Annotated in this window: 21 protein-coding genes and 1 pseudogene; 9 read left to right on the top strand and 13 right to left on the bottom strand. The window is 72.0% G+C overall.

Going from position 1 to position 26,282, the window contains the following annotated elements; genetic code table 11:
* Positions 1-40: 40 nt before the first annotated feature.
* Positions 41-334: a hypothetical protein gene (locus AB0F04_RS20760; RefSeq protein WP_362043424.1), complete on the top strand. Its 294-nt coding sequence runs from the start codon at positions 41-43 to the stop codon at positions 332-334.
* Between the two features lie 15 nt (positions 335-349).
* On the opposite strand, the gene AB0F04_RS20765 is transcribed toward AB0F04_RS20760, so the two are convergent.
* Complete coding sequence (locus AB0F04_RS20765; protein ID WP_362043425.1) at positions 350-943, bottom strand: dihydrofolate reductase family protein; 594 nt, start codon at positions 941-943, stop codon at positions 350-352.
* Positions 944-1,163: 220 nt separating this feature from the next.
* Here AB0F04_RS20765 and AB0F04_RS20770 point away from each other — a divergent pair, with 220 nt between their 5' ends.
* From AB0F04_RS20770 to AB0F04_RS20780, 3 genes are all read left to right on the top strand, one after another.
* On the top strand, positions 1,164-1,931 hold the full coding sequence (locus tag AB0F04_RS20770; RefSeq protein ID WP_362043426.1) for a peptidase E: 768 nt from the start codon (positions 1,164-1,166) through the stop codon (positions 1,929-1,931).
* Positions 1,932-1,979: 48 nt separating this feature from the next.
* Positions 1,980-2,741, top strand: coding sequence for a ZIP family zinc transporter (locus AB0F04_RS20775; protein ID WP_362043427.1), 762 nt, complete (start codon positions 1,980-1,982; stop codon positions 2,739-2,741).
* Between the two features lie 102 nt (positions 2,742-2,843).
* The gene (locus AB0F04_RS20780) at positions 2,844-4,052 is read left to right on the top strand and encodes an acyltransferase family protein (protein ID WP_362043428.1); all 1,209 of its coding nucleotides are present in this window, start codon (positions 2,844-2,846) and stop codon (positions 4,050-4,052) included.
* 12 nt (positions 4,053-4,064) lie between these two features.
* Here the strand turns inward: AB0F04_RS20780 and AB0F04_RS20785 are convergent.
* Positions 4,065-5,006: pseudogene (locus tag AB0F04_RS20785) on the bottom strand (NAD(P)-dependent oxidoreductase); the annotation flags it as partial.
* 89 nt (positions 5,007-5,095) lie between these two features.
* On the opposite strand from AB0F04_RS20785, the gene AB0F04_RS20790 reads away from it, so the two are divergent.
* On the top strand, positions 5,096-5,689 hold the full coding sequence (locus tag AB0F04_RS20790; RefSeq protein ID WP_362043429.1) for a TetR/AcrR family transcriptional regulator: 594 nt from the start codon (positions 5,096-5,098) through the stop codon (positions 5,687-5,689).
* A gap of 29 nt (positions 5,690-5,718) precedes the next feature.
* On the opposite strand, the gene AB0F04_RS20795 is transcribed toward AB0F04_RS20790, so the two are convergent.
* Positions 5,719-6,249, bottom strand: a complete 531-nt coding sequence (locus AB0F04_RS20795) for a GNAT family N-acetyltransferase (protein WP_362043430.1) — start codon at positions 6,247-6,249, stop codon at positions 5,719-5,721.
* Between the two features lie 362 nt (positions 6,250-6,611).
* On the opposite strand from AB0F04_RS20795, the gene AB0F04_RS20800 reads away from it, so the two are divergent.
* The 3 genes from AB0F04_RS20800 (at position 6,612) to AB0F04_RS20810 (ending at position 12,573) form a co-directional block, all read left to right on the top strand.
* On the top strand, positions 6,612-7,988 hold the full coding sequence (locus AB0F04_RS20800) for an MFS transporter (RefSeq protein WP_362043431.1): 1,377 nt from the start codon (positions 6,612-6,614) through the stop codon (positions 7,986-7,988).
* Between the two features lie 181 nt (positions 7,989-8,169).
* The gene (locus tag AB0F04_RS20805) at positions 8,170-10,251 is read left to right on the top strand and encodes a SpoIIE family protein phosphatase (protein WP_362043432.1); all 2,082 of its coding nucleotides are present in this window, start codon (positions 8,170-8,172) and stop codon (positions 10,249-10,251) included.
* Between the two features lie 171 nt (positions 10,252-10,422).
* A complete protein-coding gene (locus AB0F04_RS20810) occupies positions 10,423-12,573 on the top strand; it encodes a SpoIIE family protein phosphatase (RefSeq protein ID WP_362043433.1) in 2,151 nt (716 codons plus the stop codon).
* 73 nt (positions 12,574-12,646) lie between these two features.
* Here AB0F04_RS20810 and AB0F04_RS20815 read toward each other — a convergent pair whose 3' ends face one another.
* Positions 12,647-13,834 (bottom strand): type III polyketide synthase, encoded by a 1,188-nt coding sequence (locus AB0F04_RS20815; RefSeq protein ID WP_362043434.1) that lies wholly within the window; start codon positions 13,832-13,834, stop codon positions 12,647-12,649.
* 1,236 nt (positions 13,835-15,070) lie between these two features.
* Positions 15,071-15,955 carry an NAD-dependent protein deacetylase gene (locus AB0F04_RS20820; protein WP_362043435.1) on the bottom strand — a complete coding sequence of 295 codons (885 nt, stop codon included), beginning with the start codon at positions 15,953-15,955 and terminating at the stop codon, positions 15,071-15,073.
* Positions 15,956-16,193: 238 nt separating this feature from the next.
* On the opposite strand from AB0F04_RS20820, the gene AB0F04_RS20825 reads away from it, so the two are divergent.
* A complete protein-coding gene (locus AB0F04_RS20825; protein WP_362043436.1) occupies positions 16,194-16,472 on the top strand; it encodes a GlsB/YeaQ/YmgE family stress response membrane protein in 279 nt (92 codons plus the stop codon).
* Between the two features lie 112 nt (positions 16,473-16,584).
* Here the strand turns inward: AB0F04_RS20825 and AB0F04_RS20830 are convergent, their stop codons facing one another.
* The 8 genes from AB0F04_RS20830 to AB0F04_RS20865 form a co-directional block, all read right to left on the bottom strand.
* The gene (locus tag AB0F04_RS20830) at positions 16,585-17,409 is read right to left on the bottom strand and encodes an endo alpha-1,4 polygalactosaminidase (protein WP_362043437.1); all 825 of its coding nucleotides are present in this window, start codon (positions 17,407-17,409) and stop codon (positions 16,585-16,587) included.
* Complete coding sequence (locus AB0F04_RS20835; RefSeq protein WP_362043438.1) at positions 17,406-18,068, bottom strand: spherulation-specific family 4 protein; 663 nt, start codon at positions 18,066-18,068, stop codon at positions 17,406-17,408. The genes AB0F04_RS20830 and AB0F04_RS20835 overlap by 4 nt, the downstream gene beginning before the upstream one ends.
* Positions 18,065-18,967, bottom strand: a complete 903-nt coding sequence (locus tag AB0F04_RS20840) for an NAD-dependent epimerase/dehydratase family protein (protein ID WP_362043439.1) — start codon at positions 18,965-18,967, stop codon at positions 18,065-18,067. Before AB0F04_RS20840 ends, AB0F04_RS20835 begins: the two co-directional genes overlap by 4 nt.
* Before the next feature lie 7 nt (positions 18,968-18,974).
* Complete coding sequence (locus AB0F04_RS20845; RefSeq protein WP_362043440.1) at positions 18,975-19,688, bottom strand: sugar phosphate nucleotidyltransferase; 714 nt, start codon at positions 19,686-19,688, stop codon at positions 18,975-18,977.
* 68 nt (positions 19,689-19,756) lie between these two features.
* Positions 19,757-20,758: a GDP-mannose 4,6-dehydratase gene (locus tag AB0F04_RS20850; protein WP_362043441.1), complete on the bottom strand. Its 1,002-nt coding sequence runs from the start codon at positions 20,756-20,758 to the stop codon at positions 19,757-19,759.
* Positions 20,759-20,811: 53 nt separating this feature from the next.
* Positions 20,812-22,230 (bottom strand): hypothetical protein, encoded by a 1,419-nt coding sequence (locus AB0F04_RS20855; RefSeq protein WP_362043442.1) that lies wholly within the window; start codon positions 22,228-22,230, stop codon positions 20,812-20,814.
* Positions 22,227-23,747 carry a GT4 family glycosyltransferase PelF gene (pelF, locus tag AB0F04_RS20860; RefSeq protein WP_362043443.1) on the bottom strand — a complete coding sequence of 507 codons (1,521 nt, stop codon included), beginning with the start codon at positions 23,745-23,747 and terminating at the stop codon, positions 22,227-22,229. The genes AB0F04_RS20855 and pelF overlap by 4 nt, the downstream gene beginning before the upstream one ends.
* A 97-nt stretch (positions 23,748-23,844) precedes the next feature.
* The gene (locus AB0F04_RS20865) at positions 23,845-25,974 is read right to left on the bottom strand and encodes a hypothetical protein (protein WP_362043444.1); all 2,130 of its coding nucleotides are present in this window, start codon (positions 25,972-25,974) and stop codon (positions 23,845-23,847) included.
* Between the last annotated feature and the right edge of the window lie 308 nt (positions 25,975-26,282).

The raw sequence follows: 26,282 nt of genomic DNA on the forward strand, positions 1-26,282 counted from the left end.
CTGGCTGATAGGTCGCGCGGATCGGGGTACCTGCGTCGGCATGGCTTCGGAAAACGATCACGCTGAGTCCGTACGCGCCCTGCGGCAGCTGCGCCGGATGCGCACCTTCTACGCCGGGGGAGCCGTCCTGTGGGCCGCTTCGGCCGCATCGGTGGGATGGGCCGACCCGGGAAGCAGGCAGATGTGGGTGTCGGTGGCACTCCTGGTGGTCTTCGCCTCGTTGCTGACGATGACGTCCCTGTGGCTGAGGCGTCAGCAGGCCGGCGGGACCGACGAGCCCGTACACCATGCCGCTCCGCGCAGGACGGCGTGGCGTCGCCACGCCAGCGCCTGAGGGAGGCCGTTTCGGCTACCGCCGCACGAGGGGCCGATGCAGCGTGGGGCGGTAGACGAGCTCCTGGATGTGACCGTCGAGCGTGCGGTGCTCGATCAGCTCCAGGTCGAAGTCCGCCGCATCCCGGAAGACCGGGTCCAGCCCGGTCCGGCCGGTGATGACGGGGAAGAGCGTCACCTGCAAGCGGTCGACCAGGCCGGCGGCCATCAGCGCCCGGTTCAGCGCCAGGCTGCCGTGCGAACGCAGCGGCACATCGGACTCCTCCTTCAGCCGGGCGACGACGTCGAGGGCGTCACCGTTCGCGACGGTCGCGTCCGGCCAGTCGAGGGGGCCTTCGAGCGTCCTCGACACCACGGTCGTCGGCAGGTTCCTCATCCTCGTCACCCAGGGATCTCGTACGTCGGACTGCTCCGTGCTCGTGGCCAGCATCTGCACGAAGGCCCGGTAGGTGTTCGCTCCGTAGACCATCCGCTGCTCCTCGCTGTACTGGGCGAGGCGGTGGCCGAGCAGCTCGGGCCCTTGCTTGCCCCAGTAGCCGGTCCAGTCGCCGCCGGCGGCGCCGTATCCGTCAAGGCTGGAGAACACGTCGAAGGTGTAGGTGGCGGCCATGTCGATCTCCTTGTGAGTGGTTGAGCGGTGTGAGCGGGAACCGGTGATCTCTGCTCCGGGTCTGGTGCCGCGACCGTTGCACGCACGGACCCGGCGCACCCGCGGAACTCATCGCTGTGACCACCGGCAGCGGTCCCGAACCCCTCGAACGGCGGAAAACCCGGACCGTGCCGGACGGTAATCCGGTTGTCTGCGGCCCACCTCCTGCGGCACGGTCCGCATGACTCATTCCGCAGCACCCACGTCTCGGGAGGCACTGGTGGTGGTCGCCACGGTTCGTCGGCTGGCTCTCCTCGGGGGAGGTTTTTCGACGGACGAGGACGGTCTGCTGGACGACTGGTTGCTCGGCCACGCAAGGGGTGACCGCCCCACGGTGTGCTTCGTCCCCACGGCCAGCGGCGACGCGCCCGCATACATCGATCAGTTCGCGCGTGCGTTCGAGTCGCGCGACTGCGAGCCCTCGGTCCTGCCGCTGTTCCGGCGGGAGTTGGACGACAAGGCGCTGCGGACGTTTCTGCTCGGCCAGGACGTCGTCTACGTAGGCGGTGGCAACACCGTGAACCTGCTGGCGGTGTGGCGCGCGCACGGAGTCGACCGGATACTGCGTGACGCCTACGACCGCGGGACACTGCTCTGCGGTATCAGCGCCGGCGCCAACTGCTGGGCCGAAGGCTCGCACACCGACTCCTTCGGCCCGCTGACGTTCCTGCGCGACGGACTGGGCCTCCTGCCGGGGTCGGTGTGCCCGCACTACGACAGTGAACCAGGGCGCCGCACCTCCTACCGGGAGGCCGTGGGAGCCGGGATGCTGCCCCCCGGGTGGGCGGTCGGGGACGGGGTGGGGGCCCTGTTCGTGGAGGGACGTCTCGAGGAAGCGGTCAGTACGACACCGCAGGCCCGTCTGTACCGGGTGGAGGCGGACGGAGACGGAGGTCACGAGGCCCGTGAGCGGGCGCTGCCGTGCCGCCTGCTCGACCGTTCCGGTTGACGCGAGGCGAGGAGGTGCCGATCACACGCTCGTGGGTACACGCGCGGCATGTCCGAGGTGATCCAGGCAGGCGGTTGGGGGTTGCTGGCAGGAAGTGCTCTCCTGCTGGGAGCGGTGATCGGCTACGGAATGCGCGTGTCGCAGAAGGTCATCGCGCTGGTGATGGCCTTCGGTGCCGGCGTGCTTCTCTCGGCCGTCTCCTTCGAACTGGTCGGTGAGGCCTACGAACAGGGCGGGCTGGGCCCGGCGGCCGTGGGGACACTGGCCGGTGCGGCGGCCTACACGGGAGGCAATCTCTGGCTGGCCCACCGAGGCGCTCGCCATCGCAAGCGGTCGGGCCATCACACGGACCAGACGCAGCCTTCCGAGGGACAACAAAGCGGCTCCGGCCTGGCGTTGGCGCTGGGCGCGCTGCTGGACGGAGTGCCCGAGTCGGCGGTGATCGGCGTCAGTCTGCTCGACGGCGGGGCAGTCAGCCTCGTGACCGTCGCGGCCGTGTTCATCAGCAACATCCCGGAAGGCCTGTCCAGCTCGGCCGGAATGAAGAAGGCCGGACGCGGCAAGGGATACGTCTTCGCCGTGTGGGGCGCCATCGCGGTCGCGAGCACCGTGTCCGCCGTCCTCGGGTACGCCGTCCTGGGCGGCTTCTCGTCCACGGTGATCGCGGGAGTGACGGCCGTGGCCGCCGGTGCGATCCTGGCCATGATCGCCGACACCATGATCCCCGAGGCGTTCCAGGAGGCGCAGCTGGCGATCGGGCTGGTCACGGTCAGCGGCTTCCTCGTCTCCTTCGCGCTGTCCCACGCCTGACGTCACACCCGCGAACCACGCGCGTGGGCGGGTATGGTCCTCCACGGCCCTCCCCGCCACCATGGGTGCCACGCATGCGTGCGAGTCGGGGGAGGACGCGGCATGGCGACGCCTGGGGAATCACCGTCCGGATCGTCGGAGCGGCGGCCGGAGCTCGACGCGATACGCATGCTGGTGGTGATCGGACTCGTCTTCTTCCACTCGGCCCTGGTGTTCGCGACCGAGGGCGACTTCTACGTCACCAACTCCGACACCACGGAAGTCGTCACCGTCATCGCCGGGTTCGGAGTGGTCTGGGCGATGCCGCTGCTGTTCCTGATCTCCGGCCTCGGCGCCCGGCACTCGCTTCAGCGCCGCGGCGAGGGCGCCTTCGTCGCAGAGCGCCTGCGGCGTCTGGGCGTTCCCCTGCTCCTCGCAACCGTCCTTCTGAACCCGCTGCCGCAGTGGCTGCGACAACGCCCGTCCGACCCCGGCCACCAGGAGTCGTACGCGGCCTTCCTGCCCCGCTTCTTCGACGTGCACGTGGAACTCGACGAGTTCCCCTTCCTGATACAAGGGCAGTACTTCGAGACCGGCCACCTGTGGTTCGTCGTGCTCCTGCTGACGTTCTCCCTCACGCTGGCGCCCCTCCCTCGCCTGCTGCCACGTGAGCCTGCCCGACGCGCGCTGGCTCGCGTGGCGGCCGCGACGCTACGCCGGCGAGGCGCCCTGCTGACACCGGCCCTCCTCTTCGCCGCCTTCTGCGCCTTCGTCGGCATGGAGGAGGACTATGCGGGCTGGCACCGCTGGTCGTACCTGCTCTTCTTCGCCGCCGGTTTCCTGCTGGCCGCCGACACCCGCTTGCGCACCGCCATGCGGCGTGAGGCACGCGCGGCGGCCTGCCTCGGCGTGCTGCTGTTCATCTCGGCGGCCCCCGGCTTCATCACAGCGGACGACCCCTTCACGCAGGCGACCCCCCTGGCCGTCGCTTCGCGCGCCCTGTTCGGAGCGGCCGGATGGTGCCTGGTCGTCGCCATCCCCGGCCTCCTCGACCGTCCCGGACGACAGCCGTCCTCGAGGCCGGTGGCACCGGCGGACATGACGTCGCGTCAGCGCGTCCACGGCTACCTCGCCGCCGCCGTACTGCCGCTGTACGTTCTCCACCAGCCGATCGTCGTCGCCGTCGCCTACTTCGTCGTGCGGTGGTCCGCGCCGATCGCGGTCGAGTACGGGGTGCTGGTGGCGACATCCCTCGCCCTCACCCTGGCCGCCTACGAACTGCTGGTGCGCCGGACGCGTGTGACGCGCTTCCTGTTCGGGATGCGGACCTGAACCGAAGTCGGCTCAGCAGCGCCGCCCTTGCGCGGTCCGGACCTCCAGGGCGCGCAGGACGGCCACCATGTCCTCGCCGCCGTGGCCCTGCTGGACGGTCTCGGCGAAGAGGGCGTGACACACGTCGAGAAGCGGGGACGTCAGCTCCGCCGTGCGGGCGGCCTCGGCGATCAGGCGGTTGTTCTTGAGGACGTCCGCGGCGGCCGCCTGGACGGAGAAGTCACGCTCCAGCAGCTTCGGCGCCTTGCCCCGGGAGACGGCGCTGGCCATGGGACCGGCGTCCAGGACGTCCCGGAGGAGATGCCGGTCCAGCCCGTGCCGCTCGGCGAAATGGAACGCCTCGGCGAGACCCGTGACCAGGGTGATCAGGAAAAGGTTCACCGAGAATTTCAACAGCAGCGCGCCGGGGACGGCGCCGCAGGTGAACGTCTCGCGGCACACCGGGGCGAGCAGAGGCCGTACGGTCGCCAGGGTTTCGTCGTCGCCCGCCAGCATGCCCACCAGTTCGCCCCGCTCGGCGGGGACGCGGCTGCCGGAGACCGGGGCCTCGACGTAACGCCCTCCCGCGGCCCGGATGTCTTCCTGGAGGTCGTGGGAGTACGTGGCCGAGGTCGTGCCCATGTGGACGACGGCATGGCCGGCGACGCGCCGGGCGAAGTCCGGTGTGCCACGCCCCAGCACCGCGTCCACGGCCTCCTCGTCGGCCAGCATGAGGAACACGGTCCCCGCCCGGTCGAAGACCTCGGCCGGGCCCGCCACCACCTCGGCGCCGGCTGCCCGCAGCACCTCGCATCGCTCGCGAGTGCGGTTCCAGACCACCAGACGTGTCCCGGCCCGGGCGAGGTTCAGGGCCATGGGCTGCCCCATGACTCCCAGACCGATGAAACCGACGTACATGCCGTACCGCCTTCCCGGGCCCGCGGGGTCGGGCCGCCACCCTCGCCCTCGACTATGACGGCGGTCATAGTAGCGGCGGTTATGACGGCCGTCATAGGCTGTGGCACGGCAGTAGGACGCGAGCGAGCGGACGGGGGAGGCCGGCGATGGCGAAGGCCGAGAGGGGACCGCGCGAGCGGATGGTCTTCAGCGCGGCCCAGCTCATCCGTCGCGACGGAGTCCACTCCACCGGGATGCGCGAGGTCGCCGTCGACGCCGCAGCACCACGCGGATCCCTCCAGCACTACTTCCCCGGCGGCAAGACGCAACTGGTCGACGAGGCGGTGGGGTGGGCAGGGCGATACGCGGCAGGCCGTGTCGCCCGTTTCCTCGCCGCGCTGCCCGAGCCGACGCCGAGCGGGCTCTTCGCCGAGATGGTGCGTCAGTGGACCGACGAGTACCGGACGGCCGGCTTCGCCGGCGGCTGCCCGGTGGCGGCCGCCACGGTCGACTGCGCGGAGTCGGCCCCCTCCACGCGGACGGCCGCATCCGCCGCATTCGCGACCTGGACCGGTGCGGTAGCCGCAGCCCTCACCGAGATGGGCGTGCCCGCGGAACGGGCCGGCGCGCTGGCCACGCTCATGATCAGCAGCCTCGAGGGGGCGATCCTCCTCGCCCGCGCCGAGCAGGACGTCCGGGCCCTGACGACCGTCGCCCGGGAGCTGGGCCCTCTGCTCGACGCGGCCGCGCGCCCCCGCTGACGGCCCTGCGGTCAACCGCGGTCGGAGGATTACCGGTACTGCGTCAGGTCGATGCCGTACACCGCGAGGTCGTGGTCGTGGTCCGGATGCCCGGCGGCTGCCTCCCTCTGCATGCCGAGCTTGCCGAGTACGTTCGCGGAAGCCCTGTCGCCCGTGCCGCAGACGGCGACCACCCGGTCGAGACCGCGGTCCTGCACGGCGAACTCCAAGGTGGCTTGCGCCGCTTCGGAAGCGTATCCCTGCCCCCAGAACACCCGCCCGAGCCGCCAGCTGATCGCGACCTGGCCGGCGATCCCGGCCGGTGCGTCGGCCACCGACAGGCCCACGGCGCCCGCCAGCTCACCGGATCCCAGTAGCTCGACCGCGAACACCCCGAAGCCCTCCTCGTCCCACTCCTCCTCCCAGGCCTCGATGTCCTCGGCGGTCTGCTCCAGGGAGCGCGGTGAGCCGTCGCCGATGCGTCGCATCACCACCGGATCGGCGTGGATCTCGGACAGGGGGACAAGGTCGTCCTCGAGCCATCGACGCAGCAGGAGACGGGGTGTGCGGATCTCGGTCATGGCCCACATCCTGCCGAGACGGCACCGGGAGCGCGAATCACGGACCTCGGACTCCTGCCACACCGACGCTTTCGTCCGCCCCTGAAGTGCCGAGCGCCCCGCCGGTGCAAGGTCCGAGAAAGGTCGCCGCCTTCCGTACTGTCGCTCCGCCGGTCAGGGTTCGGGCGCAGCTGATCACTCACGAGGAGCTGAGGCATGGTCGGTCTCCCGAGCGCGCGTTGACGTCGTCGGCCGTGTGACGGCCTGTCATCGCGTGCTGCCCTCGACGTTGCGGCACAGCGAGCCTTCTCCTGCCCGAACCGCCGGATCGCCTTTTCCGTACCCGGTGGCGGGCCTCGTTGTCGGCAACACGAGGGATTCCCATGCCGTCGGCTGCATCCGGTTCCGCTCGACCCCGTCCCTCCGGTCTGTGGCGGGACGCCGACTTCCGCAGACTCTGGTGGGGCCAGACGGCGTCCCAACTCGGCGAGCACGCGACTCTCGTCATGCTGCCGCTCCTTGCCGTCCTGACGCTCGACGCCGGGGCCGGGCAGCTGGGTGCCCTGCGCGCGGCGGGCCAGGCACCGGTCCTGTTGCTCTCGCTGTTCGTCGGCGCGTGGGTCGACAGATGGCGCACCCGCACGACGATGGTGCTCGCCGACGCCGGCCGGGCCTTGGCCTTGGGTGCCCTCGCCCTGGCCGGCCTCGCCGGCGGGCTCGGCATGCCGGGCCTGCTCGCGCTCACCTTCGCCGTCGGCGCCCTGTCCGTGTTCTTCGACGTGGCGTACCAGGCGTCTCTCGTGCGACTGGTGGAACGCGGCCGACTGGTGCGGGGCAACAGCGCGCTCGAGGGCAGCCGGTCCGCCGCGCAGACCGGCGGTCCCGCTCTCGGGGGTGCGCTGGTGTCCTCGCTGTCGGCACCCCTTGCCGCCGCCTCCGGCGCGCTGTTCTTCGCCTTGTCGTTCCTGTCGATCCGGCGCATCCGCCGGGCCGAACCGATGCCGGCGCGCCAGGAGAAGCCTGTGCGGGTCCGGCGGCGGATCAATGAGGGCGTGCGCTTCGTCGTCGGCGACCCCTTCCTTCGAGCGGTCTGCCTGGCCTCGGCGGCGTTCCAGTTCTCCTTCGCGGCCACGATGACCGTCTACCTCGCGTTCCTGCCCCGGGAACTGCATCTGTCGGGCGCCGTCGTGGGACTGGCGCTCGCCGCGGCGGGGCCGGGTGCGCTCCTGGGCTCGCTGCTGGCCGCCCGCCTGCCGGACCGGTTCGGCCACGGCAGGGTGGTCATGGGTGCTGCGGCCGTCGGCGACGGCGTGTTCCTGTGCGTGCCCGCGCTGGACCGCTCCTCCGCCGTCACCGTTCCCGTGCTCCTCGCCGCGGGCTTCGTGTTCGGGGCGGGAGGCCAGCTGGTGAACGTCACGCTCATGGCCGTCCGGCAGGCCGTCACCCCGGACGGGATGCAGGGACGTGCGGCGGCGACGATCACGTGGGCGGGCATGGGGCTCACCCCGCTCGGGTCCCTGGCCGGCGGGTTCCTCGCGGGGGAGTGGGGGCTGCGTACCGGTCTGCTGGTGACTGCCGCAGGCATGGCGCTGTCGCCCGTGATCATGGCGCTGTCCCCGCTCGCCCGCTTGGGGCGCCGGCTTCCCAGCCCGCACGACGGGCTGCCGAGCGCCGCCCACTTCGGCGCCCCCGGGGGCACCACGGCGGCTGTGCCGGACCGAGGCATCCGGCCTCGCCCGCCGGGCCGATCTGAAGAGTGACCCTGGCGGACCATGATCTCCTCGGTCGAAGGCGAGACCTGTGGAAGGCTGGACGGGTAAGGACCGACCTGCGAGCCGGACCCGGATCCTGAACGGCCGCCGACCTGCGGCCGGCCGCTGTGAGCGGCTGCTCGGGCACAAGGTGCGCCGGAGGGGTCGACAGGCCTGAGGGGCGAATGAGATGAGCCGAGCGAACCAGCCCTCGGAGCGGGCGGGTGATCCGCAGGACCCGGCATCCGACCCGAGCGGTCTGATCGACCTGCTGGGTGTCGCCGCGGTCCTGGTGGAGGCCGACGGCCGCATCGACATGTGGAGTCCGCAGGCCGAGGAGCTGTTCGGCTACACCGGTGAAGAAGCGGTCGGACAGTACGCGGCCGCCCTGCTGCTCCACCCCGAACACCGGGAAGCGGGGATGGGGCTGTTCGCCGAGGTGATGGCCACCGGCAGGGGCTGGGCCGGACCGTTCCCCGTCCGGCTCAAGGACGGCAGCACCCGGACGGTCGAGTTCCGCAACATGCGGCTGACGGACAACCTCGGCGACCACTACGCACTCGGGCTGGCCACCGACCGGGCCACGGTGCGGCAGGTGGAGCGCAAGGTGGCCCTCTCCAGCCAACTGGTCACCCAGGCGCCGATCGGACTGTCCGTCCTGGACACCGAATTGCGGTACGTGGCGGTCAACGGCGCCCTTGCCTCGATGCACGGCGTCCCCGAGGCCGACCACGTCGGCCGCCACTTCCGGGAGATCCTGCCCGGCGCGCCCTTCATGACCGCCGAGAACCAGATGCGGGAGGTCCTGGAGACCGGCCTGCCCCTGGTGGACGAGCAGGTGGTCGGCCGGACCCGGGCCGACCCGGACCACGACCACGCCTGGGCCGTGTCGCTCTACCGCCTGGAGGACCAGAGCGGGCACGTGCTGGGCATCGCCAACGTGGTCGTGGACGTCACCGACCGGTACGAGGCGGCCCGGCAGGCCGACCGGGCCCAGCAGCGCCTGCGCCTGATGGCCGACGGCTCGGCGCGCATCGGGACCACCCTGGAGGTGGAGCGGACCGCCCAGGAGCTGGCGGACGTCCTGGTGCCCGACCTGGCCGACATGATCGCGGTGGACATCCTGGACTCCGTCCTGCGGACGGGCCGCCCCGACCGCGGAGAGGGCCCGGCGCTGTTCCGGGCGCTGGCGGTGAAGACCGCCTACCCCACCGGGGCCTCCGAGGCGATCATCGCGCCCGGCCACCTCACCACCTACCACGCGGACCATCCGGCGGCCCACTGCCTGCGCACGCGCAAGCCGCTGCTGATCACCCACCTCGACAGCGGCGAGCTCAGCCGAATCGCAGCCGACGACGCCGCGGCCGGACTGCTCGCCGAGGCCGGTGTCCACACCGACATGGCCGTCCCGCTCATCGCCCGCGGAGAGATCATCGGCGTGATGGGCCTGGCCCGTGCACGCAACCCGCAGCCCTTCGACGAGGACGACCTCACCCTCGCCTGCGAACTGGCCTCGTCCGCCGCGCTGAGCATCGACAACGCCGTCCTGCACCAGCACATCCGCAGCGCCGCCGAAACCCTGCAGCGCAGCCTGCTGCCCCGGCCCTCGCCACGCCGCCCCGGCCTGGAGATCGCCGCCCGGTACCGGCCCGCGCAGGCCTTCAGCGAGGTCGGCGGCGACTGGTACGACATCATCCCGCTCAGCGGCGACCGAACCGCCCTGGCGGTGGGCGACGTCATGGGCAGCGGAATCCCGGCGGCCACCGCCATGGGCCGGTTGCGTACCGCGACCTCCACCCTCGCCGACCTCGACCTCGCCCCGAGCCGCATCCTCACCCACCTCGACCGGATCACCCAGGGCCTGGACCCCTACATCGCCACGTGCGTGTACGCCGTCCACGATCCGCACGCAGGTCGCTTGCAGGTGGCCTGTGCGGGCCATCTGCCCCCGGTTCTGGTGCGGGCCGGCCGACCGCCCGAACTGCTCGACCTGCCCACCGGCACCCCGCTGGGAGTCGGCAGCGGTTCTTTCGAGACCTCCGTCGTCGCCATGAACCCCGGTGATCAGCTCGTCCTGTACACCGACGGACTGGTGGAGACCCGGGACGACCCCATCGACGAGCGCCTGGACGAGCTCCTGCGCCTGCTGTCCCCGCCGTGCCGCTGCGCGGAGGAGACCTGCGACCGGTTGCTCCGGGAACTGCGCCACCCCGCCGACCATGACGATGTCGCGCTGCTCATCGCTCATGCGCAGCCGCTCACCTCGCTCTGAGTGGGGGAGGGGTCCGCTTCGCCCCGTGCCCGGGTGCTCGCGCAATCGCTGGTGTGTGCGAACCGGCCCCCGGTGTTATTCAATGAGGTGTGCGGTCAGGGACTCGGGGCCCCACCGCACGGGTCCGAACAAAGCCCCGGCACTCATGCCGGGGAATGCTGAGAGAGCCGCATGGACTCCACACCCCCGCCCTCGTCCTCCTCGGCGTTCGAGCTGGTCAGTCGCGCTCTCGGCCGCTACATCCCGCAAGGTGGAGCGTCAGCGGCCGACGCGCGGGGCGACCGTGCCACCCGTCGGCGGGTTCCCGACCCTCCGGGGCCCGGACAACAGGAGCAGATCCTGGGTGCGGTCAACCTGGACACGGATCTGATCATCACCCGCTGCAACCTCGACGCCCCGGTGTTCGCGGGTCTGGAGGCCGGCGCCGGGAAACCATTCGTCGATCTCCTTCCCCCGGGCGACGTACCGACGGTCACACGCAGGCTGCGACAGGTCGTGGAGAGCGGTGAGGCGCACGTCGCCCGGATCCAGCGGCTGAGGCGGCACGACGGATCCGAGCTGGTCGTGTCGATGAGCATCCTGCCCGCCGCGTCGCCGGAGGAGGGCCTGACCGTCTCCGTGATCGCCATGGCCAGGCGGCTGCACCTCTACGCCGCCGAGACCGCGATCGGCACCTCACTGGACATCGGCGAGACCGCGCAGTCGCTGGCGGAGTCCCTGCTGGCCTGGGGAGACGTCGCCGCCGTCGACCTCGACTTCGCCGTGTGGACGGGCGAGGGAGTCACCGGCAAGGCCCAGGGGCGGATCCACCTGCGGCGGGCGGCCCTGGTCCCGGACCGGGTGTGGCCCGAGGGCTACACGACACCGGGCGACGATCTGCCCGGCGACGCGAGCCGTCTGCTGGCTCAGGCGGTCCTGCGGGACGACGCCCCGCAGACGATCGTCATCCCCGACCGCCAGGCGGTCGAGCGGGTCTTCGGCAGCCCCCGCGTGGTACGCGCCCTGGTGCCCGGCGGCCGGTCGGCGGGTGTGGCGTGCATCCCCCTGGTCCTGGACGGCGCGCCGCCCGTCGTACTGGGCGTGGCGGAGGTGTGGCGGCGGGCGGACTGCCCCTTCCGCGACAGCGAGCTGTTCGACCTGCAGGAACTGGTGGCCAGAACCGCCCACCACGTGGACCTGGCCCGCCGGCACCAGCGCGAACACACACAGGTGCTGGCCCTGCAGCGCCGGCTCCTGCCCCGGTCCGGCGGCGACACCATCGAGATCGCCAGCGTCTACCAGCCCGCCACCCCCGACAGCGCCGGCGTCGGCGGCGACTGGGTGAACAGCTTCCCGTTGCCCGACGGCCGTACCGCGCTGGTGGTCGGTGACGTCGTCGGGCACGGTCTGGGAGCCGCCGCGACCATGGGGCAGCTGAGCATGGAGGCCCGCGCGCTGCTGTCCGCGGGGCTCGCACCCGACCAGGTACTGGAACACCTGGACGAGACCGTGACGCTGCTGGACGACGCGGAGTCCGGGCTGGCGGCCGGTTACAGCGCCCTGGGGTCGACCTGCTGCATCGCCCTGTACGACCCGGTGGGTCACCATGTGACGCTGTCCAGCGCCGGCCATCTGCCCCCGATCCTGGTCTCCCCGGACGGCCGCGCGGGGGCGCTCTCGATCCGGCCTCACCCGGGCCTGGGCGCCGAGTTCGCGCTGCGGGAGCCGTTCGACGTGTACACCATCGGCGTGCCTCCGGGTTCCGTGCTCGCCCTGTACACCGACGGGCTGGTGGAGGACCCCGCCCTCTCGATCGACGAAGGCATCGACCGGCTGGCGGACATCGTCTCCCACATTCATCCCTGGGACGCCCTGCAGCAGACGGCACGGGACGTCGTCTCCGCACTGGCACCCGCGCCCCAGCGCGACGACGTGACCCTGCTGCTCGCCCGGATGATCGGCTACCGCAAGGGGGACACGGCGACCTGGCGGCTGCCCGCCCGCAGCGATGCCCCCGCCCACGCCCGGGAGCGGGTCGCCGCGCTGCTGAGTCAGTGGGGCACCAGGGACGACACCAGGGACAAGACACTGCTGCTGGTCAGCGAGCTGGTCACGAACGCCGTGCGCTTCGCGACCGGACCCGTGACGGTACGGCTGATCAGGTCGGGTCACGGCCTGCTGTGCGAGGTGGGCGACACCGGCAACGGCAGGCCGCGCCTGAGGCGCGGCGACCTGCTCGACAACGGCGGACGTGGCCTGAGCATCGTGCACCGGCTCACCACCCGGTGGGGGGTGCGGTGGACGGACACCGGCAAGATCGTCTGGGCGGAGGTCGCGAGGTGACGTGACCGGCCCAGGGGGGCGCGGCGCAGGGAGGCGCACTTCCCAGGGGCCACCGCCGGCACCCTCCGGCGTGCTACAGCCACTGCCCTTCCAGGGCGGTCGCGGTGAGGCCCGGTGCCGCGGCGTACAGCACGGCGCGATGCCCCGCCTCGAGCCGGCCCGCGTCATGGGCCCGCCGCAGGATGTCGAACACCGCCGCGCCTCCGCGGTTGCCGCTGGTGTAGCTCTCCCGGCTGTAGTCCAGCAGCCCCGACGGCCACCCGTCGGGCATCGTCTGCTCCATGTACTCCAGCACCCGGGTCCCTCCGGGGTGCGCGAGCAGTACGTCGGGGTGCCAGGAGTCCGGGTCGTCCTGGTACCGGGTGCGCAGCCACTCCCACATCGCGGTGACCGTCTCCTGTACGGCGCGCGGCCCACGCCGGTCCATCACGAAGTGGGTGCCGTCCGCGCGCGTCTCCAGCCGGTGCAGGTCCTGGGTGCCGGGCAGAGTGTGGTGCCAGGCCGCGTCCAGCCGCAGCACCGACTCGGGCCTCCGGCGGCCGGTGACCACCGCGGCGACCGCAGTGTCCGCGAACAGCAGCCGGACGATCAAGGACTCGAGCGTGTCGTCCCCCGGCTGGTAGGTGGTGCTCAGCGCCTCCGAGATGACGACCAGGACCACCCGGTCGGGGTCGGCCGCGACCAGCTCCGCCGCCAGCGCGAGGGAGCGCGTACCCGCGATGCACGCCCATTGGGTGGCCGGCAGCAGCATCGCGTCGCTGCGCAGCGACAGCCTGTTGGCCAGGGCGATATCCAGGCCCGGCAGCGCCGGGGTGGTGGAGTGACTGGTGATCAGGCAGTCGACGTCCGCGGCGTCCAGTCCGGCGGTCTGCAGGGCCCCGCGCGCCGCGCGCTCCCCGTAGGACTGCACGGCCTCCCACGCGGGCGCGGTGCGCTCCTGGACGGTCTGCGGGACGGGTATGGACTCGAGTGCGGCGATCGCGCGGTCCACGTCCTGCTGCGCGAACCCGCCGTGTGCCAGCGCCTGTTGGGCCGGCTCGATGCCGACGGCGTGCAGAGCGCTGCCCTTGCCGGGCGCGACGGCGGTCTCCAGCGGCAGCATCCAGCCGCGGGTCTCGATGCCCGTACTGGCGGCGATGCCGTCGATCCGCGGCGCCCACGCCGCATGCCGGTGCCGGTCGCTCACCTCCGCCACGATCTCGCTGGTCTTCACGGCGTGCTCGCCGTGAATCACGGCTGGCGGGCAGAGGTATGCGGCCATGCTGGGGAACCTTCCGAGGGGGGAATGTCGCGCGTGCTGTGTCGTGGGTCACTTTGAACTGCGTGCCCAAGAAGGTGGAGATGAGCCCCACTTCGGGGGCTGACGTCCGATTCGAGCATGGACGCGATATGGACAATTCCGCTGTGATGCAGACAACTTAGGCGGGCCCGGAAAGGTGTGACACGGCACACACCGTCGAAGCGGAAAGGCGAGCTGCCGTTCTCGCCGTGGGACACGTTCCGGCGTGCAGGGGAAGTGGCCCGCAGACGTAGGCTGTTCGCGAGGCAGGGCGAGCGCCGCCCACCCGTACGCGCACCGCTGGACGCCGAGGAGTACGGCCGACCGGTCCCGGGGCGCGTCCGGTGAGGACACTGAGCCGGGCCCGGCGGGCCGGCTTCCGGCACCCGGACCTCCGCGTGTCCGCGACCGTCTGCGTCGCCCCGCACTACGGGATCGACCCGGAGGCCGGCTTCACCGTCGACGTGGACCTGGGACCGTGGACGCGGGCGCTCCGCCCGGCGACGGCCTGGGGGACCTCTACCTGGACGTACGCTGCGACGGAGTCGGCCGGACCATCAGGCTCTGGCAGATTTCCACGGACGCCGACGGCCGACGGGCCGGCTTCCGGCACCCGGGCCTTCACGTGTCCGCGACCGTCGGCGTCGCCCCGCCCGGGATCGACCCGGAGGCCGGCTTCACCGTCGACGTGGACCTGGGGCCGTGGACGCGGGCGCTCCGGCCGGCGACGGCCCGGGGGACCTCTACCTGGACGTACGCTGCGACGGAGTCGGCCGGACCATCAGGCTCTGGCAGATTTCCACGGACGCCGACGGCCGACGGGCCGCCCCGGCCCGGAGGGAGCGGCCGACGATGTGCCGTCCGGGCACGGACCCGCCACCGCCTGCCCCGTCCTCACCCCCGACGGTCACTTCTCCCTGCGGGTCCGGCGAACGGAGGGGCGACGTCCTGGGTGACGGAAGCCGCCTGGGGCGCCTCCGACCGCGCCACGCTCATCGTCAGCGGCCGTCCGACGGACGGGCCCGGCCCGGTCCCGCCCCCACCGTGCTGCGCGCCCATGCGGACCCGGGCGCGGTACGGGAGGTGCCCCCGCTGTACGCGCGGGACGGGAGTCACTCCTTCACCGCCCGCATGGCGGTCAGGGATCTGAGGGCGGGACGCTGGAGCCTCAGCGCGGGCGATCGGGCCAGGCCACGGCCACGGCGCTCCCTGGTCCACTCAGTCGACGGCAAGGCCCAGCTGCAGCGAGACGGAGCTCAGGGCTGCGCCCAAGGGGAGGGAAACCCGGGTGAGGGCGTACTGGTCGCCGCGGGTCTGGTCCCGGTTGACGATCAGCACCGGCTTCCCCGCCTGCGCCGCCTGGCGGACGAAGCGGAGTCCGGACATCACGGTCAGGGAGGAGCCCAGGACCAGCAGCGAGGTCGCCGCACGGACCAACTCGCGGCAGTGCTCGACTCGCTGCGGCGGAACGGCTTCGCCGAAGAACACCACGTCCGGTTTGAGGATGCCGCCGCATGCCGTGCAGGGAACCACGCGGAAGTCTGCGACCTGATCGTCCGTGAGATCGGCGTCCCCGTCGGGGTTGATTCCTGCGGCCACGGGCTCGAACCCAGGGTTCGCCTCCTCGAGCCGCACGGCGAGTTCGCGGCGCGGGCTGTGGGCGCCGCAGGAGAGGCAGACGACCCGGTCGAGCGTTCCGTGCAGTTCCACGACGTCTTCACTGCCGGCCGCCTGGTGCAGGCCGTCCACGTTCTGGGTGACGACCCCCGCGAGAAGGCCGTGCCGTCCGAAGGCCGCAACAGCCCGGTGCCCGGCATTGGGGCGGGCTCGGCCGAAGGTCCGCCAGCCGAGGTGGCTGCGTGCCCAGTACCGCCGCCGCGCCTGCGCGGCGGCGGTGAAGTCCTGGTAGGTCATCGGGGTGTGCCGGCTCAGGCTCCCTCCCTCGCCCCGGTAGTCGGGGATGCCCGACTCCGTGGAGATGCCCGCACCGCTGAGCACCAGCACTCCTCCGCTGCGCAGCGCATCGGCGACCGGCCCGGGATCCGTGCTGCCCGGCGGCAGGTCCTCGGCAGGGGTCCAGCTCAGGGTGGGACGCATGCGCATGCCGTCAGGGTACGAAACGCGGCCCGCCGACGCGTCGGCCGTCTCTTGAATGCAACGAAGCAAAACGTTGCGTTTGTTTCTTTGGAAACCGTGCGCATCGCAACAGGCCGTCCCGACCGGCAATCGGGTCGCTTCAAGGCGGAGTTGGAGCCGATATCAGAAGGAGACGTTTGATCCGGCGGGATCGGCGTACCCGATGACTTAACAGAATCCTTATACGACGAAGCGGAGACGCACCATGGGCATCATTGCTTGGATCATCATCGGGCTCCTCGCCGGCGCCATCGCCAAGGCCCTGATGCCGGGCAAGGACCCCGGTGGCATCATCGTCACGATGCTCATCGGTATCGTCGGTGGTCTGCTCGGCGGCTGGCTCGGCAAGGTCATCTTCGGAGTGGATTCCCTCGACGGGTTCTTCGAACTCTCCACGTGGATCGCCGCGATCGTCGGCTCCCTCATCCTGCTCGCCCTTTACCGCCTCGTCACCGGCAACCGGCGTACGCACCGGCACGCCTGACCCCGTAGAAGGCGAACGCCTCTGATCACATTCCGCGGCTCCTCCCTTTCCTGAGGGAGGAGCCGTCAGGTTTTGCCCAGTCGCCGTCCGCCCCGTACGGGATCCGACACGCTCAGCAAGAGCTCCGCCACACCCCGAGTTCCGGTTTCTTGCGCATCGACGACAATCCCAGCCGGCGGGACTCGGCACAGAAAGCGCTCCGCGGTTCCGCGTACTCCACGTGGAACACCGCCTTGCCCGCCGCGATGAACGGGGAGAGTTGCCCGCACTCGTCGTACTGGGCGCACTCCTCGTTGACCGCGAAGTCGAAATCGCCCACCAGGCGGGGAATTTGGGGGAGGTCGTTCTTCAGCCCCACCGACAGCCCCCGCTCATGGGCGAGGGCCGCGATCATCCGGTTGTATCTGAGCTGGTGGTGTGCGGTCAGCGGGAAACCGGTGTCATTCGAGTAGCCCTCCACCAGATCGGGTTCCACCGCGTCGAAGCCCTTGTCGCGGCACATGTCGAAACGGCGTTCCATGATCGGGCGCAGAACCTTCAGCTGCCGGATGTCCAGCCACCGCTCGCCCGCCCACCCGTTGGGCTTGCCGAGCACGGAGCGCGGGAAATCGTCCCGGTCCGGCCGGAAGTCCTCCCAGGCGCCGACGTTGACGTAACAGATGACCTTCCTTCCCGCGCGGTGCAGCCGGGCCACGTCCGCCGCGGAGTTCTCGAAGCCGTCGATGTCGTAGACGGGCACGTCGGCCGACGCGTCGACCTTGCCGTCGAGCTGCCACTGCCAGGCCAGGCCCGGACGGGGCTTCCACACGGACCGAGCGGGTGACGGCGTCCCGTGCTTGTCGGCGGGCCGCTCGGTGCTGCCCGAACAGCCCGTCAGCGCCGCGGCCGTCATCGCGGTCAGCAGAGCCGCACACCACACCGCCGCGGGCCTGCTCATCGCCCCTCCCCGGTGAGCGCGGGGGTCAAGCGACCCCAGGGGTTGGGCGGTTCACCGGTCACCGGACCGCAGACCGCCGCGCCGCGCTCGTGCGCGGTGCGCACGGCGAGGGGAACGAGGGCCTCGGGCACGCCGTAGACGAGATGGCACAGCCGCTCGGGCGGGTGCCGTGCGGCCCACGCCGGCCGGCTGAAGGCCGAGACATACGTCGACCAGTGGCCCTCGAAGGTGACGGTCAGGTCGGCGAGGCGGGCGTACCCCGGCGCGGGATGGACCCCGGGATTGAGGACGACCGTCCCCGCACCCAGCCTGCGCACCGTCCGCACCAGCCTGCGGCAGGCCGGCAGCCCGTCCGCGGTCGCCGTCACCCGGTCCAGGAAACAGCCGTCCGCCGCGTACCACTCCCGGTGCCGGCGCACGTCCTCCACGACGTCCGCGGGCTCGCGCACCCCGTAGTCGGTGTCGACGTAGCCGAGCAGACGCGCCCCCGCAGCCCGCAGCGCATCCGCCGCCGCGACGAACGCCGGGTCGGGCGCCTCTCCCGGCCCGCTCGCCGGATTGAGCACGACACCGTAGGTGTGGGGCGCGCCGGTGATCAGCCGGTGCCAGGCACCCGGGTCCTCGGCCGGATGGACGTACAGCGGGATCAGCAGGCTCACGAGGTGCGGCCGCCTTCCCACAGCGCCCGCAGCGCGTCGTCGAGGGAGTGCGCCGGACGCCAGCCGAGGGCCTGCTCGGCGGCGGAGATGTCGCTGCACTGCCATGACACCTGCGCCGAGCGCGCCGAACCCGCTGCGCTCGCCGCGCCTTCCTCGATCCGCCCCCGGAAGCCGGCCAGGCCGGCCAGACGCCGGACCAGGTCGCGCACCGGCACGGCCCCGCCCCCACCGATGTTGAGCACGGGCGGCAACGGGCCCGGTGCCGTGGCCGCGAGCACCGCCGCCCGCGCCACATCACGTACGTCGACGAAGTCGCGGTGGGCGGACAGGTCGCCGAGCCGCAGCACCGGCTCCGGGCCGGAGCCCGCCTCGCGCAGCAGCGCGGCGATCCGGCCGGGCAGCCCCGAAGGCGGAGCTCCGGGCCCCACCGGATTGCCCACCCGCAGCACCACCGCGTCCAGGCCCGAGGCGGTCACCGCGACCGTGCCCGCGAGCTTGGTCGCACCGTAAGGACCGATGGGGCGGGTGGGCGCCGACTCCGTCACCGGCCTGTCCGGCGTGCCCGGGCCGTACTCGGCGGCCGAACCCAGGTGCACCAGGCGGGCCGCGGGCACCGCCTCCCGCAGGGCGGCGCACAGCACCGCGGGCCCGCGGGTGTTGACCTCGGCGAGGGTGACGGCGTCACCGCCGGTCGCGCCCGCGCAGTTGACGACGGTGTCGGGCGCGGCCGACGCGAGGGTCTTCGCCAGCCGCTCCGGACGGACACGGGCCAGATCGACGTCGAAGTCGGCGGCCGGCGACCGGCCACCGCCGATCACCACCGCGTCCGGGAGGGCGCGCAGCCGCTCCACGACGTGAGCGCCGAGATAGCCGGTGAAGCCCAGGACGAGAATGCGCATGACGTGCTCAGGCTCCCTTGAGCAGCAGCGACTTGCGGGTGGTGAACTCGGCGTTGGCCCGGTCGTAGTCGTCCGGGCGTCCGATGTCCAGCCAGTACCCGTCGAAGTCGTAGGCGTGCGGCTGGTTGTCGGTCTTGAGCAGGTCGAGAACCAACTCGTCGAAACCGAGGGGAAGCCCGGGCGTATAACCCTCCAGGGTGCTGCGTGACAGGCCGTAGACGCCCATGGAGACGCGGTAGTCCATGCTCGGTTTCTCGGTGAACGCGACGACCCGGCTGGAGTCGGTGGTCAGTACCCCGAAGTCGATGTGCACCTTGCGAGCGTACGTCGCGATGGTCAGCGGGGCCCCGGACGCGCGGTGCCGGTGCAGGACGTCGGCGTAGTCGAGGTCGGTGAGGACGTCGCCGTTCATCACCAGGAAGGTCTCGGGCAGCCGGTGGCGCAGGTTGAGCAGCGGTCCCATGGTGCCCAGCGGGCTGTCCTCGGTGGCGTAGTCGACGGTCAGGCCCCACTGGGAGCCGTCGCCGACGTAGGCGCGGATGATCTCGCCGAGGTGGCCGATGGCGATGGTGCAGCTGGTGAAACCGGCCGCGGACAGCTGGCGCAGCACGATCTCCAGGATGGCGTGCTGGTCGCCGATGGGCACGAGCGGCTTGGGCAGTGCGGTGGTGTAGGGCCGCAGCCGGACGCCCTTGCCTCCCGCCAGGATCACTGCGTGCATGGGGCTCCTCCTTCGTGAACGCTTCGTGGACGTGCGCAGACGTGACGGACGAGATCCGCTGGGTGGTGTCAGATGTTGTAGATGCCGGTCTTGTACCGGGCGAGGTTGGCCGGGTCGCGGAAGAATGCGACGGTGGCCGCGAGGCCTTCCTCCAGGGTGTGCGCGGGCTGCCAGCCGGTGGCGGCGCCGAGCCGGCTCGCGTCCGCGACCAGCCGCATCACCTCGGAGTTGGCGGGGCGGATGCGGGCGGTGTCCTCGCGGACGTCGAGGGCGGTGTCCATCACCTTGCCGATCAGCGCGACCAGGTCGCCGACCGAGATCTCCCCGCCGGTTCCGGCGTTGAAGGTACGGCCCACGACCCGCTCGGCGGGCGCGGTACCGACGGCCAGGAAGGCCTGAGCGGTGTCCTTGACGAAGGTGAAGTCCCGGGTGGGACGCAGATCGCCCAGAGTGATGGAGCGTTCCCCGGCCGCGACCTGCCCGATGACGGTGGGGATGACCGCCCGCATCGACTGGCGTGGCCCGAAGGTGTTGAAGGGCCGCAGCGTCACGACCGGGGTGTCGAAGCTGGCGTGGTAGCTGTCGGCCAGCCGGTCCCCGCCCGCCTTCGAAGCGGCGTACGGGGACTGGGTGTTGATGGGGTGGTCCTCGGTGATGGGCACGGTCTGCGCGGTGCCGTACGTCTCGCTGGTGGAGGTGTGCACCAGCCGGGGCGTGCCGAGGGCGCGCACGGCTTCCAGCACGTTGAGGGTGCCGGTGACGTTGGTGTCCACGTAGCTGTTCGGGGCTTGGTAGGAGTACGGGATCGCGATCAGGGCGGCCAGGTGGTAGGCGGTGTCGGCGCCGTCGAGGAGGCCGCGGACGGAGCCGGGGTCCCGTACGTCCCCGAGGACGATCTCCACCTGGTCCAGGACGTCCGGGTGCAGGGTCTCCAGCCAGCCGTAGGAGGAGAAGGAGTTGTACTGGGCCATGGCCCTGACCCGGTGTCCGGAGGCGACCAGCGCCTCGGTGAGGTGCGAGCCGATGAAGCCCTCGGCTCCGGTGACGGCGGCGAGCGGTGCGGAGGTCAACTGCGGTGTCCCTTCGGATGGGTGGGATGTGAGCGGGGAGTGGGGCGCGGGGCTCAGGCGTGCGGTGCGGGCCGGCCGAGCAGCCACAGCGCGCACGCCGACAGACACAGGGCGGCGGCGCCGCAGCCGAGCGGCAGGGCCAGGGCGGCGCCCGGTGGCAGATGGAACACGGCCACCGCCCCGGCCCCGCCGGCTGCCGTCAGGCAGATCGCGGCCGACGGCCAGGCCGCCCCGAACGCCTGGAGGAGCAGCGCGGTCCACAGGACGGCGGCGAGCAGCAGCAGGGCGACCGGGTCGGCGTCGGTGAGCAGGGCCGCGGGCAGCAGCGGCGCGAGATAGGCGAAGAGGCAGAGGCCGAGGATGCCGACCGAACGCAGCAGGAACCCGCCGGGCGTGGCGGTGGCGCGCAGCGCGGCTACCGACAGTCCCCGGTAGCGGTACAGCAGCCACTCCGCGGGCCCCATGCTCAGCGTCAGCACGATCACCGCGTACGGCTCCTGCCGCCCCTCCAGCAGCACCAGCACCCCGGCGGCCAGGCCGAACAGGCCGTACGGCAGGGACCACAGGAGGCGCGGCCGGGTCGTGCCGACGGCGGCCGGGACGGCGAGGGCGCCCCGCAGCGCCCAGCCGGTGACGGTGAGGGTGGCGAGCAGCGCCAGCAGGGGAAGCCCGGCCCGGAGCACGGGGCCTGGCTCCCACCACGGCAGGACGGCCGCACCCGCGAGCAGCGGGCTGAGCGCCGCCAGCAGCAGCCGTTCCCGGCCCAGCACCAGCAGCACACCGGCGGCCGCCAGATACGCGGACTGCGCGGCGGCCACCAGGGTCACCGGTCCGCCGCCGGCGGGCAGCGCGGCGACCGCCGTGGCCACCACCGCTCCCACGGGCGAGCCCACGAGGAGGGTACGGCCGGCCTCCCGGCGTCCGGCCGTCATCCGCAGGTGCGCGCGGTGCCCGAGTGCCTGCCCCCACGCCCAGGAGGCAAGCCCGGCCACGATCAGGGCAGGGGCGTACCCGTCGGCGTCCCACAGGGGCGCGGCCAGCAGGTAGGCGAGCCCGGGCAGCGCGAACAGCACGCCCCGCAGCAGACAGCGCAGGGTGTCGGGGCGCCAGGGGTCGGCCGCCGGGGCGGGTTCGGGGAAGGTGCGCGGCACCCGCTCGTAGAGGGCGGAGGCGAGGGAGAACAGGTTCGGGTGACCGTAGCGTTCGCTGATCAGTGAGGCGGACAGTCCCTCCGCCTCCAGCAGCGCGGCCACCTCGTAGGGGTGGACGGCGGGCCCTATGCGGTCGGCGAGTTCGGCGGCGAGCTCGCTGACCGCCTGCTCGTCGGGCCCGTTGCGGGGGAGCCGGATGGCGAGGGTGGCGTCGTCCAGGGCCCAGCGTGGCCGGCGGCGGGCCGGGCGGGCGCCGGCCAGCCGGATGGCCAGCGTGTCCTGTTCGGAGCCCCCGGGTTCGAGGGATATCGGCCCGCTCACAGGGCGAGGCTTCCGGTGCCGTGGACGACCGGGGCGGAGATCCTGACCGTGGTGGTCATGGCCGTCGACTCCTGTTCGGGGTGGGCCAGTTCCAGATAGACGGACCGAAACGTGTCAATGGTCTGCCGGAGGGTGAACTGCTCGATGACCCGGAGCCGGGCCGCCTCACCCATGGCCCTGCGCCGCCCGGCGTCCCGCAGCAGCTTCAGCGCTGCCGTCGCCATCGCCTGCGGATCGCGCGGCGGCACCACCAGACCGGTGTCCCCCACGGCTTCGCGCACCCCGCCCACGTCGGTGGAGACGGTCGCCCGGCCGCAGGACATGGCCTCGATCAGGGTGAAGGGAAAGCCTTCGCTGATGCTGGAGAGCATCACGACGTTCCCGGCGGCGTAGGCGTCCTTGATGTCGTCGACGCGCCCTTCGAAAGTGACGGCATCGGCGTGTCCGAGTTCGGCGGCCAGCGCTTCGCAGCGCTCGCGGTAGGCCTCTCCGCCCCGTGGCGTCCCGCCGAACAACCGCAGCCGAGCGTGCGGGAGTTCGGCGCGGACCAGGGCGAAGGCCCGGATGAGGGTCTCGAGGTCCTTGATGGGGTCGACGCGGCCCGCCCAGCTCAGGGTGGGGGTGTCCGGCTCGGGCCCGGCCGCCGGGAACGCGGCGGGGTCGACGCCGTTGTAGACCGTGCGGATCGACTCCGGGTCGGCGCCGCCCTCCTCCTCCCACAGCCGGTTGTAGCGGTTCCCGGGAGTGATCAGCGCGGCCCGGCGGTAGCTCTCCTGGGCGAGCAGCCGGAAGAACCCGAGGATCACGGCCTTCACCGGCCAGCGGTAGGGCGCGGTGCGGTAGCCGAGGTAGCGCTCCCGGAGGTAGACCCCGTGCTCGGTCAGCAGCAGCGGGACGCCGTGGCGTTCGAGGGCGGCGAGTCCGGGCAGGACCGCCACCCCGCCGCTGACCGCGTGCGCGACCCCGGTCTCGGGAGCCGGGGCGGCCAGCGGGCGCAGGGCGTGCTCCAGCAGGGCGGTCGCGGTGAGCGCGTCGTGCAGGCTGGGCTGTGCCTCGCGCACGGCGAGACCAGGACGGGTCCACAGTGCGGTGAGGATCGAGATCGCCCGGTCTCCGCGCAGGAAGGGGCTCAGCGTCCCGTCCGACGCGGCCCGTGCCAGCACGTAGAGGGCGGGCGCGAACCCGTCCTCGGCGCGCGGATCGAGCAGCGCGGCCAGGAACCGCTCGTAGGCGGCGGCGAGTCGGTTGCGGGACCTGCCCCGGGGCGGGCGGCCCTCAGGGGGGGCGCCCCACATCGGGACGGACAGCACGCCGGCGACGTGCGCGGGCAGGTCCCACACGACCGGCTCACGTCCGGTGCCGGTGACGGCGATGACGTCGAAGGTGAGGTCGGGCATGCCCTGGACGAGCTGGTCGCACCAGACGCTGACGCCTCCGTGGCTGTGCGGGTAGGTGCCTTCGGTGAGCAGGGTGACGCGCGTTGCTTCGGTAGGTCGCGCGCCCTGGGGAACGGGCATCGATGTGCTCCACGGCCGAGGAGTGGGGTGGTTCGGGCCGGCCCCGGCCGCCATTTAGCGGCCAGGACCTGCGGTCGGTCTGGGGTGGATGCGCCGTTCAGCCGTCTGCGGTGTGCCCCACGGGGTCGGTGACGCCCGCGGGGACGCGGGTTCGTGGTGCGGGGCCGGTGGCCGGGGCTCGCCCGGCCGTGTCGCCGGTGGTCGGAGCCGCGGCGGACGCCGGCAGGGTGAGAACGAGCGGCGTGCCTCCGGAGGGCGTCCATCCGGACACGGCCCCGGCGTACGCTTCGCCGAACGCGGCTCCGGCGAGCGTGGTGCCGGTGGGCAGGGTCGCGGTGACGGCCAGCCCGTCCGGCGCGTCGACGGTCACCGTGGTGCCGATGCGGTAGGCGGTGACCTCCCCGGTCCGGAGTGCGGCCTGCCAGTCGGCCCGGCGCCGGAGTTCGGCGCCGATGTCCTTCATCCGCGGGTTCACCACGGGCGTGTTCTCGGCGAACAGCGCCTTGTAGCCGTCCAGGACGCCGTCGAGCACGGGGTAGGCGATACGGTCCTCGGCGAGGTTCGACTGGTGGATGAAGTGCGGCTTGGGGTCGTTGGCCAGGACGTGCCCGAGGGCGATCCGGGTCTCCAGCGGGACGATGTGGTCGGCGTACCCGGTGGCGGGGTTCAGCGGAGCCGGCAGACAGGTCGTGGTGGCCGGGTTGTCCTCGCAGATGCCGCTGCCGCCCTGGGCGCGGCCGGTGTAGATCCAGTTGTACTCGTCGACCTGCTCGGCCGCCCGGCCGGCGTTGTAGAAGACGTTCATGGGATAGCGGGGCACGGTCGTGGCCGGACCGACCCGACGCTGGTCGGGCTCACGGGAGTTGTCGGAGCCGAGCCAGGCGATGTCGTTGTCGTCGAGGGCGAGGGCCAGGTTGGGGTTGTCCTGGGGCTGCTGCGGCAGCACCTTCATGCCGGAGTGTTCGCCCGTGACCAACTCGTCGTTCACCAGGGGCAGTCCGGCTCTCTCGCCCCAGACCCGGTTGGTGGCGATCTCGTCGGAGATGTCGTTGCGGCTCATCCACCGGGTGCTGCCGTCGGCGTTGGTCGCGCATTTCCACGGCACGACGCTGGTGTCCTGCACACAGCCGAGGAAGGGGTGCGAGTAGGTGTGGTTGATCCAGCGGAACTCGCCCCGCCGTGCGATCAGCCGGTCGGCGAGCGGGTCGGCACCGTTGTTGTCCTCGCGGTGGTCGGCGCTGCCGGCGCCGTTGTAGGCGAAGTCGAGGGTGAAGTTCTTGCCGTGCTGCCAGTCGACGGCGTGGTCGACGTCGGCGGGCGTCATCCGGATCGGGTCGGGCGTCGCGTTGGGATCCTCACAGTCGACGTCGCCCGGGGTGCAGTTGAGCTGACTGTTCCAGCGGTCGTCGGCGGCGAACACGTCGTCCACGTGGACGGAGAAGTAGTTCCGTGAGGCGCCCAGGTGCACCCCGCCGGTCATCCACTCCACGATGCCGCGGGCCAGAAGCCGGAACTGCTGCTGGTACCGGTTGTAGACGAAGGTGACGACCAGCTCGCGCCGCCCGTCGTGCCGGTACTCGCCCACCAGCGTGCCCTTGGTCGTCCGCCCGGGGATCGTCGCCTCGACGTACGGGGTGAAGTCGGCCCCCGCCACGGGCTTGGACAGGTAGGCGTAACTCTCACCGATGGCCGGGTCGTTGTCCTCGAAGGGCACCGCCCCGTCGAGGTAGCCGAAGGGGCCGGACCTGCCGGCGGCGGTCACCTCCGCCCGCCTGCCGTCCATGCTGCCGGAGTAGCCGCCCTGGACCGGGTACTGCAGACCGGCTTCGGGACGTGCGTAGGTGTAGGCGTCGACCTGGGGGACGTTGTACGTCCGCTCGTACGCCGTGAGCGCCGCCATCTCGGCGGACCCGGCCGGGAACGGGTTGTCGTTCGGCAGCACCACGGCCTGGAACCTGGCGCGCGGCCTGCCGTCGACGGTGTCCGCGAGGAAGTCGGCGTCGATGACGGCCCGGCCGGTCTGCGTGAGGTCGATCCGGGTGTACGGCGTTCCGGCCGCGGCCAGCTCGGCGGCTATCGCGTCGGTGGACGGGCCACCGTCGCTCACCACCAGCACCCGCAGGTCGACGCGGGGCGTGGTGTCGGCGTGCGCCGCACCGGCCGGCAGGCCCAGTGCGGCGATGAGTGCACTCACCGTGAGCACGGTGGTGCGAAAGGTCCGCTTCATGCGGTGAGGTCCCCTCCCCGGGCAGGGGTGAGCACGGCTCCTGTGGAGCGGACACCCCCTTGCGTGCCGCCGGCGTCCCCCTCAGAAGCCAGTTCGTCACGCATCCGTTCGCGTCACATAGTGATGTCTGTGTGGAGATTTCGCGGTCATGTTGCGGAACATGACGGAAAAGCGCAGGTGTCGAACGGGGTGGTCCCGAAACCGAAACGAGCCGTTCCGTGCTGACGGGTGAGGCCGGACCAGGCGAGCGCTCGGGCCCGGGGTGCTGGTCCGGGGCCCTGCGGCGCACCGGCGGGCCGTGGGGCCCG

The organism is Streptomyces sp. NPDC029041 (genome assembly GCF_040637515.1).
GTDB lineage: Bacteria > Actinomycetota > Actinomycetes > Streptomycetales > Streptomycetaceae > Streptomyces.